We start from the raw sequence: 19,261 nt of genomic DNA on the forward strand, positions 1-19,261 counted from the left end.
ACGGACCCGGCGGGCACGGGCGCCGGGACGACGGGGTCGTGCACGGGCGGGGGCGGGATGGGCGCGGGACCCGGACCCGGGCCGGGGCGTCCGCCGCCGCTGCGGCCGGTGCCCGGGGCGGGCTTGCCGGCCGGGCGGCCGTTGCGGCGGGACTCGATCAGGCCCACGGCCTGCTCGGGCAGCCACGCGGAGGCCGTGCCGCTGTCGTCGGAGCCGGAGCCGAAGAGGTGCGGGGCGAGCTGGGCCTGGAGGTCGGCCGGGTTGGGGCGGGCCGTGGGGTCCATCTGCATACAGGACTCGATGAGCGGACGCAGCTCGTCCGGGAGCCCCTCCAGGTCCGGGCCCTCGCGCAGCAGCATGAAGACCGTCTCGACCGGGTTGGCGCCGTGGAAGGGCGGGTGTCCGGTGGCGGCGAAGACCAGCATCGAGCCCAGGGAGAAGACGTCGCTGGCGCCGGTGACACTGCGGGAGTCCTTGGCCTGCTCGGGCGACATGTAGGCGGGGGTGCCGACGGCGACGTTCGTCATCGTCAAACGCGTGTTCGACACACCCGATGCGATACCGAAGTCGATCACCCGGGGGCCGTCCTCCACGACGAGGACGTTCGACGGCTTGAGGTCGCGGTGCACCAGGCCCGCGCCGTGGATGGACTGGAGCGCCTCGGCCACGCCCGCCGCCAGCCAGCGCACCGCCTGGGCCGGCATCGGGCCGCAGTCGTTCACTATCTCCTCGAGGGAGGGCGCGGGAACGTACGCGGTGGCCAGCCACGGCACGGCGGCGCGCGGGTCGGCGTCCACGACCGCGGCCGTGTAGAAGCCGGAGACGGCGCGGGCCGCCTCGACCTCGCGCGTGAAGCGGACCCGGAACAGCTGGTCCTCGGCGAGCTCCGTGCGGACGGTCTTGATCGCCACGCGCCGGCCGGACGCCGAACGCGCGAGATAGACCAGCCCCATGCCGCCGGCACCCAGCCGTCCCAGCACCTCGAACGGCCCGATCCGCCGCGGATCGTGCTGCGTCAGCTGATCCACCACTCTGCCTGCCACCTCCCCGTACGAGCCGCGCCAGGCCACATGTTCCACGCGACCTTCGTGCAGCGTCTCACCACCGCACCGCCATGGCGGCACGCACCCTGATTCTTCCTGGCCGGAGCCCTGGTGGCGAACCCGGTGACAATTGGGATGTCTCGGCATGGAAGTGATCGAATGATGACCAAACAATGCCTGCTCAGCGACGCAGCAGCGCGAACGACGCCCCCTGATTGTCCGTGACGACGGCGACCTCTCCGTACGAGGTCGTGAAAGGCGGGGCCTGGACCCGGCCACCGAGCCGCCGCACGTCCTCCAGAGCGGCCGGTACGTCCTCGACGGCGAAGTGCACGAGGAAGTGGGGCGGCATCCGGTCGGAGAACACGTCCGTCACGGGGGCCCGGCCGAAATCGGGCTCGGCGTCCGGCCCGAACAGGGCCTCCCGGAAGAGATCGCCGTAGAACGCGTTGGCCGCCTCGGTGTCCCGGGCGTACAGCTCGACCCAGGCGAAGGTGCCCGGCTCGTGCCGGGTGCCGAAGCCGGGGTAGTCCTCCGGCTGCCACAGGGCGAAGACGGCGCCCTCGGGGTCGGTGACGAGCGCGGTGACGCCCAGTTCGCCGGCCGGTACCGGGGCCGAGACGACCTGACCGCCCGCGTCCCGGATGCGCCGGGCGAGGGCCGGTGCGTCGGGGGTCGCGAAGTACACCGTCCAGACGGTGGGCAGCCGTCCGTCCACCTTGCGGACCAGAGCGGCCACGGGTTCGCCGTCTTTCAGCGCCTGCGCGAAGGAGCCGAACCAGTCCTCGAAGGTCCACCCGAAAAGTTCACCGTAGAACCGCTTGCCCGCCTCGACGTCCGGGAGCTGCGCGTCCACCCAGCAGGGGACGCCCTCTCCGTACACCGATGCCCTGTTTTCGGCCATGCCGACAACGTAACCGCGACTGCCGCACCCCGCAGACCAGGCACACCAGCCCCCGTACTCCCTTACACCCCATTTGCAGTCGGCCGAATCGCGCCCCGATCGCGCCTCGGTAAGCTGACGTCATGACAGGACAAGTGCGTACCGTCGACGGCCGCGTGGCCGGCCGGCGTGGGCAGGCGACCCGGCAGAAGCTGCTCGACTGCCTCAGCGAGATGCTCAGCTCCTCCCCGTACCGGGACGTCAAGGTCATCGATGTCGCCCGGAAGGCGGGCACTTCGCCCGCGACCTTCTACCAGTACTTCCCGGACGTCGAGGGCGCCGTCCTGGAGATCGCCGAGCAAATGGCGACCGAGGGCGCCGCGTTGACCGAGCTCCTGGAGGGCCGCTCCTGGGCCGGCAAGGCCGGCTGGCAGACGGCTCAGGAACTCGTCGACGGTTTTCTGGAGTTCTGGCGCAAGAACGACGCCATCCTCCGGGTCGTCGATCTCGGCGCCGCCGAGGGCGACAAGCGCTTCTACAAACTCCGCATGAAGATCCTCAACTCGGTGAACAACTCCCTCGCGGACGCCGTCGCCGAGCTCCAGGCCAAGGGCAGGGTCGACAAGGACGTGAACCCGGCGGCCGTCGCCGGTTCGCTGGTCGCGATGCTCGCGGCCGTCGCCTCCCACCAGAAGGGCTTCTCCTCCTGGGGCGTGAAGCAGGCCGAACTGAAGCCGAACCTCGCCCTGTTGGTGCACCTCGGCGTCACCGGCCGGAAGCCGACCAAGTAGCGCGGCGCGGCAGCCTCTTACCCACCCAAGTCCTGTCTGGCAGGCGGTGGTCCACCCGGGTGGACCACCGCCTGTCGCGCTTTCGCCCGCCGCCCCTACCTCCGTACGAGCCGGAACACCCGGATCTCCCGCTCCACCCGCGCCTGGTACGCCGCGTACGGCGGCCAGAACGCCAGCAGCGCCTGCCACGCCGCCGCCCGCTCCTCCCCCGCCAGCAGCCGGGCCGTGACCGGCACGTCCCGGCCCTTCCAGCTGATCTCCGCCTCGGGATGTGCGAGGAGGTTGTGGCTCCAGGCGGGGTGCCCGGGCCGTCCGAAGTTGGACCCGACGAGGATCCAGTGGCGCCCGTTGTCCTCCGGCATGCAGGCCAGCGGGGTACGACGGGGCAGCCCGCTCCTCGCCCCGGTCGAGGTCAGCACCACACCGGGGAGCATGTGCGCGCTGAGCAGCACCCGGCCCTTGGTGAGCCGGTGGACGGCCCGGTCGAGGGCGGGCACCACGTGCGGCGCCACCCGCGCGAAGCCCCTGGTCGACGACACCTTCTGCACCACGCGTGCGCCCCTCATGTGCCGGCCTCCTCGAAGACGTGTGCCGCGTCGGCCGCGTGCGCCCGCAGCCGGTGCACCGGCCCGAACAGCAGCTCGTCGCCCGCGGCGCGCTTGAAGTACAGGTGAGCCTCGTGCTCCCAGGTGAACCCGATGCCGCCGTGCAGCTGGATCCCCTCGGCGGCGGCCCGGCGCAGCGCTTCGAGCGCCTGGGCAAGGGCTAGAGCACCGGCCTTCTCCTCGGGGGCGGTTGCGGCGGCGGTCGCGCTCGAGGGTGCGGTGACGGCGGCGGTCGCTTCGGTTGCGGCCGCGCTTGCTGGTGCGGCGGCGGGGGCCTCGGTGGCGGCCGCGCTTGTCGGTGCGGCGGCGGGGGCCTGGGTGGCGGCCGCCCAGGCCGCGTAGTACGCCGCCGAGCGGGCCGCCTGGACCTCGACGTACGCGTCGGCCAGACGGTGCTTGACCGCCTGGAAGGAGCCGACCGGCCGCCCGAACTGCTCGCGCTGCCCCACGTACTCGACGGTCCGCTCCAGCACCCGGGCAGCGGCCCCCACCGCCTCGGCGGCGAGGCAGGCGGCGGCGGTGTCGCCGAGCCGGGCGAGGGCGGGGAGGGCGTCGGAGTCCTCACCGCCCAGCAACTCGGCGGGCACGTACCGCAGTTGGATCCGCCCCTGTGGGCGGGTCGCGTCCAGTGTGGTCTGCCGTACGCGGGTGAGGCCGGTGGCGTCCCCGCGCACCAGGAAGAGCAGGACCCGGGAGCGTGCGAACCCCCCGGTGTGCGCGGGGACCACGAGCAGCTCGGCGCTGTGCCCGTCGAGGACCTGGTCGGCCTGCCCGTACAGCTGCCAGCCGCCCTCCGCCCGCCGGGCCTGCACGCCCCCGGCCCGTCCCCCACCGGCCCACCGCCCACGCCGGTCGTGGCCGGTGAGCGCGAGGGCGGTGGCGAGGGCGGGCCCCGGCACGGCGAGGGCGGCGGTGAGTTCGCCGGAGGCGATGCGGGGCAGGAGCGCGGCGCGCTGGGCGCCGGTACCGAGGGCGAGCAGCAGCGGGGCGGCGAGGACGGCGGTGGCCGACAGCGGGGTGGGGGCCAGGGCCCGGCCCGTCTCCTCGCAGGCCAGGGCCAGTTCGGTCACGGTGCAGCCGGCACCGCCGTAGGTCTCGGGAAGGGCGAGGGCGGGCAGGCCGAGTCGCCCGGCGAGGAGGGCCCACAGGGCGGGGTCGTGCCCGGCCGGGGTGTCGACTGCGGCCCGCAGCTCCTCCGGACCGCACCGCTTGCCGAGCAGTTCGCGCAGGGTGCGGCGGATCTCGTCCTGTTCGTCGGTGAAGCGGGCGTCCATGGCGCACCTCTCTCCGCATCTGACGGTGCGTCATATTAGGGCGATGAAATGGAACAGGGAAGCCCGGAGCCCTACCGCCCCGGGCCCGTATCTGATGTACCGTCAGGTTTATGGTGGCCCGGAAGAAAGTGGCCGTCGTCGGCGTGGCCCTCTCGGACTGCGGCCGTGTGGACGACGCGACCCCGTACGCCCTGCACGCCCAGGCGGCCCGGCGCGCCCTGGCCGACGCGGGCCTGGACCGGTCGCTGGTCGACGGCTTCGCCTCGGCGGGTCTGGGCACCCTGGCCCCCGTCGAGGTCGCCGAGTACCTCGGCCTGCGCCCGACCTGGGTCGACTCCACCTCCGTCGGCGGCTCCACCTGGGAGGTCATGGCGGCCCACGCGGCGGACGCGATCGCGGCCGGGCACGCCCGCGCGGTGCTGCTCGTCTACGGCTCGACGGCCCGCGCGGACGTCCGGGCCGGCCGCCGCACCGCAACCCTGTCCTTCGGCGCGCGCGGCCCCGTGCAGTTCGAAGTCCCCTACGGCCACACCCTGATCGCCAAGTACGCCATGGCGGCCCGCCGGCACATGATCGAGTACGGCACGACGATCGAGCAGCTGGCGGAGGTGGCCGTGCAGGCCCGGGCCAACGCGGCCCTCAACCCGGAGGCGATGTTCCGCACGCCGATCACGGTCGAAGAGGTCCTGGCCGGGCCGATGATCGCCGATCCCTTCACCAAGCTGCACTGCTGCGTCCGTTCCGACGGCGGGGCGGCGGTGCTGCTGGTGGCCGAGGAGTACGCAGGGGACTGCCGTACGGCGCCGGTGTGGGTGCTGGGGAGCGGGGAGTCCGTCTCGCACGCGGCGATGTCCGAGTGGCCGGACTTCACGGTGTCGCCGGCGGCGGTGAGCGGGAGGCTGGCGTTCGAGCGGGCCGGAGTGCGGCCGTCGGAGATCGACTTCGCCGAGCTCTACGACGCGTTCACCTACATGACGTTGGTGACGCTGGAGGACCTCGGCTTCTGCGGCAAGGGCGAGGGCGGGGCGTTCGTGGAGAAGGGGCGGCTGCGGGTCGAGGGCGGCGAGCTGCCGGTGAACACCGACGGGGGCGGGCTGTCGGCGCAGCATCCCGGGATGCGGGGACTGTTCCTGCTGGTGGAGGCGGTGCGGCAGCTGCGCGGGGAGTGCGGGGAGCGGCAGGTACGGCGGGGCGACGGTTCGCTGCCGCGGCTGGCGGTGGCGTCGGGGACGGGTGGCTGGTTCTGCTCGTCGGGGACGGTGGTGCTGGGGGTGGGGTGAGGGGCGGGGGATGAGAGGGCTGGGACATGGGGGTTGCACCTCTCTCGGCGTGCACGGTCCGTCCCTCGGGGGAACCGGTGACAATCGAGGCATGGCAACCGATCTTCACGAGCTGCTGAGGTCACTGCGGGTCTGGGACCCGAAGGTCACCGACCTGCCCTCCTTCGAGCCGGCCGGCGCACCGGCCACCCCGCTGCCCCTGTTCACCGAGTGGTTCGCGGCGGCGGTGGCGGCGGGCCAGACCGAGCCGCACACCATGTCGCTGGCGACGTCGGACGGGTCGGGCCTGCCCGACGTACGGATCGTGATGCTGCACGGCGCGGACGCCGACGGCTGGTCCTTCGCGTCCCACACCGGCAGCCGCAAGGGCCGGCACCTCGCCGGCCGCCCGTACGCCGCGCTCGGCTTCTACTGGCCGGTGCTGGGCCGGCAGGTCCGGGTGCGCGGCCCGGTGACGGCGGCCCCGTCCGAGGAGGCCCAGGGCGACCTGCACGCCCGGTCGACGGGCGCGCTGGCGGCGGCGCTGACCGGCAGGCAGAGCGAGGTCCTGCACTCCCTGGACGACCTGGCCCGGGCCTCGGAGTCGGCGTGGGAACGGGCGTCGCGGGAGCCGGAGGCACCGGTCCCGTCCTGGACGCTGTATCGGCTGCGGGCCGAGGAGGTCGAGTTCTTCCAGGGCGACGAGCGACGGCGGCACGTCCGGCTCCGCTACCGCCGGGAAGGGCAGCGGGACGGAGAAGGGTGGTCACGGGAGCTGCTGTGGCCCTGACGACGGGCGGCCCCGGGCCTCGGCCTGGGGGCGTCCTGGGGGCGTCCTGGGGGCAGGGCCGGGGGCGTTGGCCGGCGATGATGACGCCTACGTGAAGTCGTACACCGCGAAGTCCGCGACCGGGCGGTAGCCGATGCGCTGGTAGAGACCGTTGCTGGTCGGGTTGGACAGGTCCGTGAAGAGGAGGACCTCGTCCGCTCCGGCGGCCAGGGCGGTGCGGCTGACCTCGGCGGTCGCCGCGCCCGCGTAGCCGCGTCCGCGGCGGTGGGGCGGGGTGTAGACCGTGGTGACGCGGACCTGACCGGCCACCCGGGGGCTTGTGCCGGCCATGGCGACGGGTGTGCCGTCGGGCGTCTCCCAGAAGGTGATGCTGCCACTGTCGATGCGGGCGTCCGCCCACTCCGCGGAGTCGCGGACGGTGCCCAGGCCGACGGATTCACTGAACTCGTCGTGCCAGCGCCACAGCCGCTCGCGGTCGGACTCGACGGCGACCCTGGGGCGGCCGGGCGGTACGGGCCCGGGTGCGGTGAGGGTACCGAGCCGGTAGAGCCGCTGGCGCTGGCGCAGGGCCGCCGGGGCGCCCGTGTGCCGCTGCCAGGCCGCGGCGAAGGCGGCTGCGGTGTCGCTGTCCGCGTTCACGCCGGGCAGGCGTCGGCCGAGGGCGGCCAGACGGGCGGCGAGGGCGTCGGCGTCCTCGGGGGTGAGGGCCGTGAGGTTCAACCAGTGCGGCGGGGTGCGGAAGAAGGTCGCCCGGACCCCACCGTCCCGTTCCAGTACGCCGAACTGCGGTGCTCCCTGTCCGTACACGCTCCGGCCGCGGGCCCGCAGTGTCTCCGTGACCGTCAACGGCACGGTGTGCAGCGCCGGCCGGGAGCGGAGGAAGGCGCCCGCTCGGGTCAGGAACTCGTCGAGGTCATGGGTGAGATGCCAGCCGCCCGTACCGGGATGGGGATCGGTATCGGTATCGGTGTCGGTATTGGTGTCAACTCCGGTTCCGGTGTCCATGGTTCATGGTGCCGTGTGCCGCCGCCCGGGCACCCTTGATTTTTCGGCGGTCCCGTCGGCCGACACCGCTCATGTGCCGCCGGCCTCGGCGAGCGTGTGTGCCACCAGCGCGTTGGCGTGGCCGTGGCCCAGGCCGTGTTCGGTCTTGAGCCAGTTGACGAGCTCCATGTGCCGGGTCAGCGGCGAGGAGCGGATGAGCTCCTGCCAGTCGGCGATCGGTCGGCCGTACTTCTTCTCGATGGAGGGGAAGTAGGCGGCGGGGCCCTTCACGGGTGCGGTCATCTCGGCCGGTCCCTTCACTTCTCGGCGGTGCGGCTGCGGTCGCGCTGCGGTTGCCGGGTATGACCGGCGGGGCCGGGCGGACTGATCGCCCAGCCGACGTGACTCGCGTCACACCGCCCCGTTCAACCCTCCTCAGGGATCCGCAGGCTCCGGGTCCGTGGCCAGGCGGGCGTGCAGATGGGCGTCCCGGAACGCGTCGTGCCGATCCTCCTGGAAGATCGCGCCGCGCAGGGTGCCCTCGTACGGGAAACCGCATCTCTCGGCGATCCGGCACGAGGCGTCATGGCCGACGGCGTGGTCCAGCTCCAGTCGGTGCAGGCCGAGTTCCGTGAGGGCCCAGCGTGCGGCGATCAGGAGGGCACGGGTGGCGACGCCCTGACCGCGGGCCTCGGGGAGCACCCAGTAGCCGACCCGGGCGACCTTCAGGTGGTACTTGATCTCGTTGACGCCGATGTGCCCCAGCGGGGTGTCGCTGCGCGCGTCCGCGACGCGGAACGACACCGACGTCCCCTCCAGCGCACTCTGCGCCCGCGCGAGCAGCGACTCCCGTGCACTCGCCCGGTCGATGACCGGCCGCAGCGGGGTGTTCCAGCGCCGGAACTCCGGATCACGCAGCCCCCGCAACCAGGTGTCCACATCGGCCCCCGCCCCTGCGTCCCAGGGGCGCAGGGCAAGGCCGTGGCCGTGCAGATGCGAGTGGGGGCCGGTCGGGGAGTGGTCGCGTATGGGGGCCATGGGTCTTATTGAATCCCGTGGTGCCGGGTGATCGACCCGTCATGTCGGAAGGACGGCCACGTTTCGGATCGCCTCGACAGGCCGTGCCGACCGGCCGTGCCGACCGGTGGCGGTCGCTCGCCCGCCCGCCCCTCCGGCGGCTCCGCTCAACCCCTCGACACCGCCCGGAACACCGGGACCCCCTCCCGGAACGCCACCTCCAGCTCCGCCCCGGCCGACAGGGTGGGCGGAGGGTCCGGATCCGCACCCGCGCGGGGGTGCAGTGGGTCCCCCGCGTGCACGATCTCCGTCATCATCCGCGGCCCCTCGGCCAGTTCGACCAGGGCGGCGACATACGGGACGCGGTCCGGGAACGGCGGCAGGTCGTTGCGGTGGACGACGGACCAGGTGTAGAGCGTGGCGCGGCCGCTCGCCGTCTCCCACCTCACGTCCTCGCTCCAGCAGTGGGGGCAGAACTCGCGCGGGTAGTGGTGGGCCCGGCGGCAGGCCACGCAGCGGCGGATCAGCAGCCTGCCCTCGGCGGCAGCGTCCCAGTACGTCCGTGTGAAGGCGTCCGGCTCGGGCAGATCGAAGCGGCCGGTCATCAGAACAGCCCCAGCGCGCTGTCCAGCGACCACGTCTGCCAGGACATGCCGAACAGCCCCACCACCGACATCAGCGCCATCATCGAGCTCTGCCCCTGCTCGGCGACGTCGTGGACCATGAGCGTGAAGTACAGCGCGTTGAGGAGGAACCCGCCTACCAGGGCGATGGGGGTGAGGAAGCCGGTGATCAGGCCCAGTCCGAGCGCGAGTTCCGCGTAGACGACGACGTACGCCATCACGCGCGGGTGCGGCGCCACGGCCGCCTCGAATCCCGAACGGACGGCGCTCCAGCGGTGCTCGGCGGCTATGCCGGCGGCCCACGTGATGCCGGTGCCCCGCTCGAACCACGCCTTGCGGTCCTTGTGCCGCCAGCTCTCCAGCCACCACAGCCCGAGCCCGAGCCGCAGCACGGCCAGCCATTCCGCTCCGGTGAGCCAGATCGCGTCCATGCAATCTGACGGTACGTCAGATCAACGGATGCGCAAGCCCCCCGCGCAGCGTCCGGACCCCGGCCGGCCGGCAGACCCCGGCCCCGGAACCCAGGGCCGAGCCCGCACCCAGCACCCTGCGCCCCACACCCCGCACCCCGCACCCGCCACCCCGCCACAACCAGCCCCCCCCTCCCGGCGCCACGAGTCCGACCCCCTCCCCTGCAGCCGTGATCAATCCGAAATCAATTCAGGTCTTGACCGAGACCCATCAAGCAGTCCCGTGATTACGCTCGCGCTCATGGCCGACTCCACACCTCCCACACACGCCTCCGCACAGCCCCCACCCGACCGCCCCGTCTACGTCATCGGCGGCGGCCCCGGCGGGCTCTCCGTGGCGTACGCGCTGCGTGCCCGGGGCGTACGGGCCGTCGTCCTGGAGAAGTCCGACCATGTCGGGGCGTCCTGGCGCCGCCACTACGACCGGCTGCACCTGCACACCACCCGCCGCCTCTCGGCCCTGCCCGGACTGCCGATGCCGCGCCGGTTCGGACGGTGGGTGTCCCGGGACGACGTGGTGCGGTACCTGGAGAAGTACGCCGAGCACCACCGCCTGGAGATCGTCACCGGCGTCGAGGTGTCCCGCGTCGAGCGCACCGCCGACGGCACGGGCTGGCTGCTGCACGCGACCGGCGGCCGGGAGCTGACCGGCGCGGCGGTGGTCGTCGCCACCGGCTACAACCACACCCCGCGCCTGCCCGACTGGCCCGGCCGGTCCGCCTTCACCGGAGAGTTCCTGCACGCCGGCGAGTACCGCAGCGGCAAGCCCTACGCGGGTCGGGACGTCCTCGTCGTCGGGGTCGGCAACACCGGCGCCGAGATCGCCGTCGACCTGGTGGAGAGCGGTGCCTCCCGGGTCCGGCTCGCCGTGCGCACCGTCCCCCACATCGTGCGCCGTTCCACCGCCGGCTGGGCCGCCCAGTACAGCGGCGTCCTCGTCCGCCGGCTGCCGGTCGGCCTGGTCGACCGGATCTCCCGGCTGCAGGCCAAGGTGGCCGTGCCCGACCTGTCCGCCCACGGGCTGCCGCGTCCCGACACCGGGCTGTACACACGGGTGAAGCAGGGGGCCATCCCGGTGCAGGACGTCGGCCTGATCGACGCCGTGCGCAAGGGCAGGGTGGAGATCGTGGCGGCCGTGGAGGGCTTCGAGGGCGGCGACAAGATCGCCCTGGCCGACGGCAGCCGGATCTCCCCGGACGTGGTGGTCGCCGCCACCGGTTACGTCCGCGCCCTGGAGGACCTGGTCGGCCACCTCGACGTCCTCGACGACCGCGGCAGGCCCGTAGCGCACGGCGCCCGCACCCCGAGGACCGCTCCCGGCCTGTACTTCACCGGCTTCACCAACCCGATCAGCGGCAACCTCCGCGAGCTGGCGCTGGACGCGGTGAAGATCGCGAAGGCCGTCGCGCGGAACGGGGCGGGGAGCCTGTCCCGCCTGCCGGACTGAGAGGCCGGGGCTCCTCGGTCGACAGCTTCGGCAACTTTGCCCGCCCACACCGTTCCTGACGTCGCATCAGTTCAGTAACCTGACAGAGCGTCAGTTAGCGGCTGTCTCACAGGAGCGGGCGGAAACGATGCTTGGATCGACTCACGGCACCCTCACCACCGACTCCCGCCGGACCCGGGCCATCGCCTGTGGCGAGCGGTCCGGGCCCGTCGTGCACGGCAGGCCGGCCCAGTCGGGCGACCTCGACGTCAGCGGACGGCCACTGCACGCCGACGTACCCGATCTCGACCGTTTCTTCCGCCCGCGGTCCGTCGCCGTGATCGGCGCCTCCGACGCCGAGGGCCGCCCGAACACCGGCATCACGCGGCAGCTGGCCGACTGGGCGGAGCGGGTCGGCGCCCGGCTGTACCCGGTGCATCCCAGCCGGCCGTCCGTCTTCGGCATCCCCTGCTCCCCTTCCGTCACCGGTCTGCCCGAGCAGGTCGATCTGGCCGTGGTGCTGGTCGGCGACCCCCTGCCGGTGATCGAGGAACTGGCCGAGGCCAAGGCCCGGTTCGCGGTCGTGTTCGCGTCCGGGTTCGCGGAGACCGGGCCCGAGGGCGAGGCCGCGCAGCTGCGACTGACCGCCGCCGTCGCACAGTCCGGGCTGCGGCTGCTGGGCCCCAACACCAACCTCAACGCCTTCGAACGGTTCCGCGACGACCTTCAGGGCCCGGCGATCGCGCTGATCACCCAGTCCGGACACCAGGGCCGCCCCGTCTTCGCCCTCCAGGAACTCGGCATCCGCCTCACCCACTGGGCCCCCACCGGCAACGAGGCCGACCTGGACAGCGCCGACTTCCTCTCCTACTTCGCCGAGCAGCCCGAGATCGGCGCCATCGCCTGCTACCTCGAAGGGCTGAAGGACGGCCGCTCCTTCCTGCTCGCCGCCGACCGGGCCGCCCGGCGCGGAGTCCCGGTCGTCGCCGTCAAGGTGGGCCGTACCGAGACCGGCGCCCGCACGGCCGCCTCCCACACCGGCAAACTGACCGGCGCCGACGCGGTGGTGGACGCGGCGCTGCGCCAGTACGGCGTGATCCGCGTCGACGGGCTCGACGAACTCCAGGACACGGCCGCCCTCCTGGCCCGGGCCCGGCCGCCGCGGGCCGACGGCGTCGTCGTCTACTCCATCTCCGGGGGCACGGGCGCGCACGTCGCCGACCTGGCGACCGAGGCGGGCCTGAGCCTGCCGGTCCTGTCCGAGGCCAAACAGGCCGAGCTGCACCAGTGGATCCCCGAGTACCTGTCCGTCGCCAACCCGGTCGACAACGGCGGGCATCCGGTCGGGGACGAACGCGGCCGGAAGATCATCGACGCCCTCCTCGACGATCCCGCCGTGGGCGTGCTGATCTGCCCGGTCACCGGGCCGTTCCCGCCGCTCAGCGACCGGCTCGTACGAGACCTGGTGGACGCGGCCGAGCGGACGGACAAGCTGGTGTGCGTGGTGTGGGGGTCGCCGGTCGGCACCGAGCCCGCCTACCGCGAGGTGCTGCTCGGCTCCTCCCGCGTGGCCACCTTCCGCACGGTCGGCAACTGTCTCACCGCCGTCCGCGCCCACCTCGCCCACCACCGCTTCACGACCGCCTACCGCTCCCCCTTCGACGAGGCCCCGCGCACCCCCTCGCCCTCCTACCGCAAGGCGCAGGCGCTGATGCAGCCCGGCCGGCAGCTGAGCGAGCACGCGGCGAAGCAGCTGCTGCGGGCGTACGGCATCCGCGTACCGCGCGAGCAGCTGGTGACCAGTGCGGCGGCGGCCGTCCGCGCGGCCGGGCTCGTGGGCTACCCGGTGGTGATGAAGGCCTCCGGCGCGCGGATCGCCCACAAGACGGAGCTGGGCCTGGTGAAGATCGGGCTGACCTCGGCCAGCCAGGTCCGCGACGCCTACCGCGAGCTGACCGACATCGCCCGCTACGAGGACGTCGCCCTGGACGGCGTCCTGGTCTGCCAGATGGTCGAGCAGGGCGTGGAGATGGTGGTCGGGGTCGCCCACGACGACCTGTTCGGCCCGACGGTGAGCGTCGGACTCGGCGGTGTGCTCGTCGAGGTGCTGCGTGACACCGCCGTGGGGGTGCCGCCCTTCGGGGAGGAGCAGGCGCGGGACATGCTCGCCGGGCTGCGCGGACGGGCACTGCTCGACGGGGTCCGGGGGCGCCCCCCGGCGGATCGGGACGCGCTGGTCGAGGTCGTCCTGCGGGTGCAGCGCATGGCGCTGGAACTCGGGGACCAACTGGCGGAACTGGAGATCAACCCGCTGCTGGTCCTGCCGCAGGGGCAGGGTGCCGTGGCGCTGGACGCGCTGGCGGTGTGCCGCTGATGACGGAGCCCGCGGTGCTGCACACGACCACGGACCAGGTCCTCTCCCTCACCCTCAACCGGCCCGAGAGCCTCAACGCCCTCACGCCCGGGCAGCGCGAGGAGATCATCCGGCTGATGGCGGAGGCCTCGGCCACGGCGGAGGTGCGGGCTGTCGTGATCACCGGGGCGGGCCGCGGCTTCTGCTCCGGAGCGGACCTCCGGGGCGCCGGCACGCCCGGCAAACGCCTCGCGGGCGATGTCGCACGCACGCTGCGCACCGGTGCCCAGCGTCTGATCGCCGCCGTACTCGACTGCGAGAAGCCGGTGATCGCGGCGGTGAACGGCACGGCGGCCGGCCTCGGCGCGCACCTCGCGTTCGCCTGCGATCTGGTCCTCGCGGCCGAATCCGCCCGGTTCGTCGAGGTGTTCGTCCGGCGCGGACTGGTCCCCGACGGGGGCGGCGCCTACCTCCTGCCGCGGCTCGTCGGCCCGCAGCGGGCGAAGGAGCTGATGTTCTTCGGCGACGCGCTCACCGCGCCGGACGCCGAACGCCTCGGGCTCGTCAACCGGGTCGTGCCCGACGAGGAGCTTCAGAAGACGGCGCGCGCCTGGGCCGAGCGCCTCGCCGCCGGCCCGACCCGGGCCCTCGCCCTGACCAAGCAGCTCGTCAACGCCTCCCTCGACACCGACCGCGCCGCCGCCTTCGCCGCGGAGGCCGCCGCGCAGGAGATCAACATGACGACGGCGGACGCACGAGAGGGCATGCGGAGCTTCGTGGAGCGGCGGAGCGCGGAGTTCGGGGGACGCTGACCCTTCCTATCTGACGAAGTGTCAGCTTCAATGACGGTGTGATGGGACAAGCAGGGATGGCGGAAGCCGCCGTCCGTTACCTCAGGTCCGTGGGCACAGCCGTCCCGGCGCCGGTCGAGGCGCTGCCGCGGCCCGAACTGCGCTGTGTCGGCGCCGACGAGCGGGCCCCGCTCGACCCACGGGAGTTCCGCAGGGTCCTGGGGAACTTCGCGTCGGGCGTGGCCGTCGTCACGGCACCCGCCGCCACGGTCGGCGACCCTCCCGCCGGCTTCGCCTGCCAGTCCTTCGCCTCCCTCTCCCTCGACCCGCCCCTGGTCGCCTTCATGGTGGGCCGGACGTCGACGACCTGGCCGCGGATCGCCCGCGCGGGGGTGTTCTGCGTGAACGTCCTGGGGTCCGGCCAGGGCGAGTTGTGCCGCTCCTTCGCGGTGAGCGGCGCGGACAAGTTCGCGGGGGTGGCGTACGACGCGGCGCCGCTGTCGGGCTCGCCGCGGCTGACAGGGGCCGTGGCGTGGATCGACTGCGCGATCCACGCCGTACACACCGGCGGCGACCACCTCATCGTGGTCGGCCGGGTGAACGCCCTCGGTGCGGGCGAGGACGATCCGGACGGACCGCTGCTCTTCCACCGAGGGCGCTTCGCGCGAGTGACGACCCCGTAGGGCTCAGGCTGCCGCCTCCCCAGGCCACAGGCTGCCGCCCCGAAGGGCTCAGGCCGCCGTCCCGGAGGACTCAGGCTGCCGCCCCGGAGGCCACAAGCTGCCGCCCCGGAGGGCTCAGGCTGCCGCCCCGAAGGCCACAGGCCGCCGCCCCCGTGGGGCTCAGGCCGGCGCCCCGGAGGCCACAGGCCGCCGCCCCCGTGGGGCTCAGGCCGGCGTCAGCCGCCACAGGGACGTGACCTCGGCGGATCGCGCGGCATGGAGCGGATCGCCGGTGTCCCGTACGCGAGAGTGGCGCGGGCGGGTGTGGAGCCGGTCGGCGACGCGCAGGCCCGCCGCCGCGATGGCGGCCGGCACCGCGCCCCGGTCGCGCAGCCCGAGCCGTTCGGCGAGGTCGGACAGGACGAGCCAGCCCTCGCCGCCGGGTTCCAGCCGTTCGGCGAGCCCGCTCAGGAAGCCCTGGAGCATCGAACCGCCCGCGTCGTAGACGCCCAGGTCGAGGTCGGAGGTGGGCCGGGCGGGGAGCCAGGGCGGGTTGCAGACGACGAGGCCGGCACGGCCGTCGGGGTACAGGCCGGGCCCGGTGACGCGGACGGTGCCCGCGAGCCCCAGCCGCCGTACGTTCGCCCGGGCGCACTCCCGTGCCCGGGCGCCGACGTCGGTGGCGACCACCTGCCCGACCCCGCGCCGGGCCAGCACGGCGGCCAGCACACCGGTGCCCGTGCCCAGGTCGAACGCCGTACGCACGGTCCCGCCGCCCGGCAGGGGCGCCCGTGCGACGAGGTCGACGTACTCGCTCCTGGTCGGCGCGAACACCCCGTAGTGCGGGTGGATCCGCGCGCCGAGCGCCGGTACGGCAACGCCCCTCTCCCGCCACTCCCGGGCGCCGATCACCCCCAGCAGTTCGGTGAGAGCGACGGCGACGGGCCCGCCGGACGGGGGCCCGTAGGCCTCGTCGCACGCCCGGCGTACATCCGGCGCGCGGCGCAGCGCCAGGGTGTGGTCGGCCTCCAGCAGGACGAGCAACTTGCCGAGCACACGCGCACGGTGGGCGCGGTACCGGCGGTGTGCGTGAAACGCCTCGGCCGGGCATTCCGGCGCTTCGGGCGCGCTGCGGCCGACACGGCGGTCCATGGCACGCAGCAGCTGTCGGGCGTTGTGGAAATCCCCGCGCCACAGCAACGCGGTGCCCTCGCAGGCGAGTCGGTGGGCGACGGCGGCCGGCATCAGGTCGTCGGCGACGACGACCCGGCGGGGCAGGGGCAGCCCGGACTCAGAGTGCCAGCGGGCGGAACGGGGTTGAGCCTCGACCCAGTGGATCGTGGACACGGCAGACTCCTCGGAAGGTCGAACGTGAGCGAACGCGCGAAGTCACGACGACCACGTCACCGAGGACCATGCCGAGTGTCATCAAGTCACCTTTCGAGGCAGTGCGGTAGCAGCACTCAGAATAGGCCGACCAGCCGGAGCGTCGCGGCGGATCGGGGAGACAGAGCCATGAACACCGAGCGCACAAGCGGATCCGCAACACCGCCCGGACGGGCCTCGGGCGGCGCGGCAAGGGCTGAACGCCGGTGACCGGCCCGGTCTCGAGCCGGGTGACGGCCCGGGTTCAGGCCACCGCCACCTCGCCCCCCGCCCTCCGCCGGATCACCAGCGCCATCAGCGCCGCCGCCGCGCACAGCGCCCCCGACGCGTACCAGACCACGTCGTACGTGCCGAACGTGTCGCGGGCGACACCGCCCAGGAAGGCGACGAGGGCGGCGCCGACCTGGTGGGAGGCGAGGACCCAGCCGAAGACGATCGCGCTGTCCTCGCCGTACTGCTCGCGGCACAGGGCGAGGGTGGGCGGGACGGTGGCGACCCAGTCGAGGCCGTAGAAGACGATGAAGAAGATCATCGGAGGGTGGACCGCGGGGCCCAGCAGGAGCGGCAGGAACATCAGCGACACGCCCCGCAGCGCGTAGTACACCGCCAGCAGGCGGCGCGGCTCGAAGCGGTCGGTGAACCACCCGGAGGCGATCGTGCCGACGACGTCGAAGACGCCGATGACGGCGAGCAGGGACGCGGCGGCCTGGACGGGCATGTGGTGGTCGTGGGCCGCGGGGATGAAGTGGGTCTGGATCAGGCCGTTGGTGGAGGCGCCGCAGATCGCGAAGGTGCCGGCGAGCAGCCAGAACGGGCCGGTGCGCACGACGGAGAGCAGCACGGTCACGGCCCGGCGGGCCGCACCGCGGACGGGCGGGGGCTTCGGCACGAACTCGGCCGCCCCGTACGGCTTCTGGCCGACGTCGGCCGGGTGGTCGTGCAGCAGGAGCCATACGAACGGCACGACCGCGAGCGCGGCGAGCGCGACCGTCACGGCCGCCGGTCGCCAGTCGTACCGGTCGATGATCCAGGACAGCAGGGGCAGGAAGATGAGCTGGCCGGAGGCCGAGGCGGCGGTGAGGATGCCGCTGACCAGGCCGCGTCGTGCGGTGAACCAGCGGTTGGTGACGGTCGCCGCGAAGGCCAGCGCCATGGAGCCGGAGCCGAGGCCGACGAGCAGGCCCCAGCAGAGCATCAGCTGCCAGGCCGCGGTCATCCACACGGTGAGCCAGGAACCGGCGGCGATCACGGTCAGGGCGACCGCGACGACCCGGCGGATGCCGAAGCGGTCCATCAGGGCCGCCGCGAACGGGGCCGTCAGACCGTACAGGGCGAGGTTCACCGAGACGGCGGCGCCGATGGTGCCGCGCGACCAGTCGAACTCGTGGTAGAACTTTGGGGCATACAGCACGGTGAGCAGGAACAAGGGGGGCCAGGCCAGATGGATGTCACCATCTACGTACGACTCAGCCTCGATCAGCACGGCGACGAGTTGGGCGTTCAGCGGCAGCAGGACGAGTGTCGGGCGTTCGCCGCAGCCCGTGGCTGGACCGTACGAGAGGTGATCGCGGACAACGACATCAGCGCTACCTCGGGGAAGGTGCGACCGGGGTTCGAGCGGCTGTTGGCGTCCAAGCCTGACGCCATCCTCTGTTGGCACACCGACCGGCTCGTCCGCAAGACCGAAGATCTGCTCCGAGTGATCGAGCTCGGGGTGAACGTCCACGCCATCCACGCCGGACACCTGGACCTGTCCACTCCTGCCGGTCGGGCCACGGCCAAGACGGTCACAGCGTGGGCGGAGTACGAGGGCGAGCAGAAGGCGCTACGGCAGAAGGCGAGCAACCTTCAGGCGGCGAAGAACGGCACCCCGCACAAGGCAGGCATCCGCCCCTTCGGTTACGCCGACGACTACGTGACCGTGGTCGAGGAGGAGGCCGAGGCCATCCGCAAGGGTGCCGAGATGATCGTTCAGGGTGAGACCCTGGCGGCCGTCGCTCGTCTCTGGACCGGCCTCGGTCTGCTCGCCCCCCGCTCCTCGTCCGGGAAGGCGAAGGGCGAGGCGAAGGGGTGGGGCGTCGGCGGAGTCAAGAAGGTGTTGATCTCCCCCCGCTACATCGCTCAGGCCACCTACCACGGCGAGATCGTGGGGGCGGGGCAGTGGCCCGCCATCCTGGACGAGGCGACTCACTACGCCCTCGTCTCGGCGCTGACCAACCCGAAGCGCTTCACGGGCGGCGCCCGTACCGGCTCGGCCCCTCAGACCCTTCTCGCCGGACTGGCAACGTGCTCCCGCTGCGGAGAGACCGTGCGAGGCGGCATGTACCGAGGCACCCCCGTCTACCGGTGCGGACAGAAGCACGTCAGGGTGCCCCGAGAGCTGGCCGACAAGCGGGCCGGTAACGCCGTGATCGCCCGGCTCGCCTTCCCGGACTTCCTGCCCTCGATCCTCGCCGCTCGACAGGAGCAGGGCGATGACTCGGCCCACCTTCACCGGGAGGCGGAGACTCTGCGGGAACGGCTCGACGGTCTGGCCGTGGCCTACGCCTCGGGAGCCATCACCCTTTCGCAGATGACGGCCGGTTCCGGAGCGATCCGGGCCCGACTCGACGAGATCGACGAGAAGCTGTCCGGGATCACTGGCCTGCCTCCGATCGACCCCGTGAAGGGGGTCGCTGGCCTGATCGAGGACTGGCCGACCACTCCCCTTCCCGTCCGTCGCGCGTGGGTCAAGTTCGTCACCGCGATCACGATGCACCCGAACGGCTTCAAGAAGGCGGCGAAGATGACCGTGGACGACTACATGACCGTGAGCTGGAACCACACCGCAGACGACGACAAGGAGTGACGGCCGACTGAACTCTCCGCAGTCGCCGACTCGGCCCCGCCAGGCCCCTTCTCTGG

General features: G+C 72.9%; 19 protein-coding genes. 8 read left to right on the top strand and 11 right to left on the bottom strand.

Annotation, left to right across the window (positions count from 1 at the left end):
• A partial coding sequence (locus tag FDO69_RS39015; RefSeq protein WP_324828675.1) for a serine/threonine-protein kinase occupies window positions 1–1,031 on the bottom strand: 1,031 nt, incomplete at its 3' end.
• A gap of 193 nt (window positions 1,032–1,224) precedes the next feature.
• Window positions 1,225–1,947: an AfsK-binding protein KbpA gene (kbpA, locus tag FDO69_RS39025; RefSeq protein ID WP_104788511.1), complete on the bottom strand. Its 723-nt coding sequence runs from the start codon at window positions 1,945–1,947 to the stop codon at window positions 1,225–1,227.
• Window positions 1,948–2,069: 122 nt separating this feature from the next.
• Between kbpA and FDO69_RS39030 the strand changes: the two genes are divergently transcribed.
• Window positions 2,070–2,717: a TetR family transcriptional regulator gene (locus FDO69_RS39030; RefSeq protein WP_167345935.1), complete on the top strand. Its 648-nt coding sequence runs from the start codon at window positions 2,070–2,072 to the stop codon at window positions 2,715–2,717.
• 95 nt (window positions 2,718–2,812) lie between these two features.
• Here the strand turns inward: FDO69_RS39030 and FDO69_RS39035 are convergent, their stop codons facing one another.
• On the bottom strand, window positions 2,813–3,283 hold the full coding sequence (locus tag FDO69_RS39035) for a nitroreductase family deazaflavin-dependent oxidoreductase (protein WP_104788514.1): 471 nt from the start codon (window positions 3,281–3,283) through the stop codon (window positions 2,813–2,815).
• The gene (locus FDO69_RS39040; RefSeq protein ID WP_104788517.1) at window positions 3,280–4,596 is read right to left on the bottom strand and encodes an acyl-CoA dehydrogenase family protein; all 1,317 of its coding nucleotides are present in this window, start codon (window positions 4,594–4,596) and stop codon (window positions 3,280–3,282) included. Before FDO69_RS39040 ends, FDO69_RS39035 begins: the two co-directional genes overlap by 4 nt.
• A 110-nt stretch (window positions 4,597–4,706) precedes the next feature.
• Here FDO69_RS39040 and FDO69_RS39045 point away from each other — a divergent pair, with 110 nt between their 5' ends.
• Window positions 4,707–5,876, top strand: a complete 1,170-nt coding sequence (locus FDO69_RS39045; RefSeq protein ID WP_104788520.1) for a thiolase C-terminal domain-containing protein — start codon at window positions 4,707–4,709, stop codon at window positions 5,874–5,876.
• Window positions 5,877–5,967: 91 nt separating this feature from the next.
• Window positions 5,968–6,645, top strand: coding sequence for a pyridoxine/pyridoxamine 5'-phosphate oxidase (locus FDO69_RS39050; protein ID WP_104788523.1), 678 nt, complete (start codon window positions 5,968–5,970; stop codon window positions 6,643–6,645).
• Between the two features lie 87 nt (window positions 6,646–6,732).
• On the opposite strand, the gene FDO69_RS39055 is transcribed toward FDO69_RS39050, so the two are convergent.
• From FDO69_RS39055 to FDO69_RS39075, 5 genes are all read right to left on the bottom strand, one after another.
• Entirely contained in the window at window positions 6,733–7,650 is a 918-nt protein-coding gene (locus FDO69_RS39055) for a GNAT family N-acetyltransferase (protein WP_104788525.1), read from the bottom strand.
• Window positions 7,651–7,719: 69 nt separating this feature from the next.
• Window positions 7,720–7,932 carry a DUF4287 domain-containing protein gene (locus FDO69_RS39060; protein WP_104788528.1) on the bottom strand — a complete coding sequence of 71 codons (213 nt, stop codon included), beginning with the start codon at window positions 7,930–7,932 and terminating at the stop codon, window positions 7,720–7,722.
• Between the two features lie 132 nt (window positions 7,933–8,064).
• Window positions 8,065–8,667, bottom strand: coding sequence for a GNAT family N-acetyltransferase (locus tag FDO69_RS39065; protein ID WP_104788531.1), 603 nt, complete (start codon window positions 8,665–8,667; stop codon window positions 8,065–8,067).
• A 146-nt stretch (window positions 8,668–8,813) separates the two neighbouring features.
• Complete coding sequence (locus FDO69_RS39070; RefSeq protein WP_104788533.1) at window positions 8,814–9,251, bottom strand: Zn-ribbon domain-containing OB-fold protein; 438 nt, start codon at window positions 9,249–9,251, stop codon at window positions 8,814–8,816.
• Window positions 9,251–9,700, bottom strand: a complete 450-nt coding sequence (locus FDO69_RS39075; RefSeq protein WP_104788536.1) for a DoxX family protein — start codon at window positions 9,698–9,700, stop codon at window positions 9,251–9,253. Before FDO69_RS39075 ends, FDO69_RS39070 begins: the two co-directional genes overlap by 1 nt.
• 280 nt (window positions 9,701–9,980) lie before the next feature.
• On the opposite strand from FDO69_RS39075, the gene FDO69_RS39080 reads away from it, so the two are divergent.
• The 4 genes from FDO69_RS39080 (at window position 9,981) to FDO69_RS39095 (ending at window position 14,992) form a co-directional block, all read left to right on the top strand.
• Window positions 9,981–11,186: a flavin-containing monooxygenase gene (locus FDO69_RS39080; protein WP_104788539.1), complete on the top strand. Its 1,206-nt coding sequence runs from the start codon at window positions 9,981–9,983 to the stop codon at window positions 11,184–11,186.
• Between the two features lie 127 nt (window positions 11,187–11,313).
• On the top strand, window positions 11,314–13,539 hold the full coding sequence (locus tag FDO69_RS39085) for an acetate--CoA ligase family protein (RefSeq protein ID WP_104788541.1): 2,226 nt from the start codon (window positions 11,314–11,316) through the stop codon (window positions 13,537–13,539).
• Window positions 13,539–14,330 (top strand): enoyl-CoA hydratase/isomerase family protein, encoded by a 792-nt coding sequence (locus FDO69_RS39090; RefSeq protein ID WP_104788675.1) that lies wholly within the window; start codon window positions 13,539–13,541, stop codon window positions 14,328–14,330. The genes FDO69_RS39085 and FDO69_RS39090 overlap by 1 nt, the downstream gene beginning before the upstream one ends.
• A 56-nt stretch (window positions 14,331–14,386) precedes the next feature.
• Window positions 14,387–14,992: a flavin reductase family protein gene (locus tag FDO69_RS39095; RefSeq protein ID WP_104788544.1), complete on the top strand. Its 606-nt coding sequence runs from the start codon at window positions 14,387–14,389 to the stop codon at window positions 14,990–14,992.
• Between the two features lie 204 nt (window positions 14,993–15,196).
• On the opposite strand, the gene FDO69_RS39100 is transcribed toward FDO69_RS39095, so the two are convergent.
• Together FDO69_RS39100 and FDO69_RS39105 are read right to left on the bottom strand one after the other, a co-directional pair.
• Window positions 15,197–16,318 (bottom strand): methyltransferase, encoded by a 1,122-nt coding sequence (locus tag FDO69_RS39100; protein ID WP_104788547.1) that lies wholly within the window; start codon window positions 16,316–16,318, stop codon window positions 15,197–15,199.
• Window positions 16,319–16,601: 283 nt separating this feature from the next.
• Window positions 16,602–17,798 (bottom strand): MFS transporter, encoded by a 1,197-nt coding sequence (locus FDO69_RS39105; protein WP_234388300.1) that lies wholly within the window; start codon window positions 17,796–17,798, stop codon window positions 16,602–16,604.
• Here FDO69_RS39105 and FDO69_RS39110 point away from each other — a divergent pair, their 5' ends adjacent.
• On the top strand, window positions 17,799–19,205 hold the full coding sequence (locus FDO69_RS39110) for a recombinase family protein (protein WP_104788549.1): 1,407 nt from the start codon (window positions 17,799–17,801) through the stop codon (window positions 19,203–19,205).
• The last annotated feature ends 56 nt before the right edge of the window (window positions 19,206–19,261 follow it).

Origin of the sequence: Streptomyces tibetensis (assembly GCF_007655005.1) — a bacterium.
In the GTDB taxonomy this organism is placed as follows: Bacteria; Actinomycetota; Actinomycetes; order Streptomycetales; family Streptomycetaceae; genus Streptomyces; species Streptomyces tibetensis.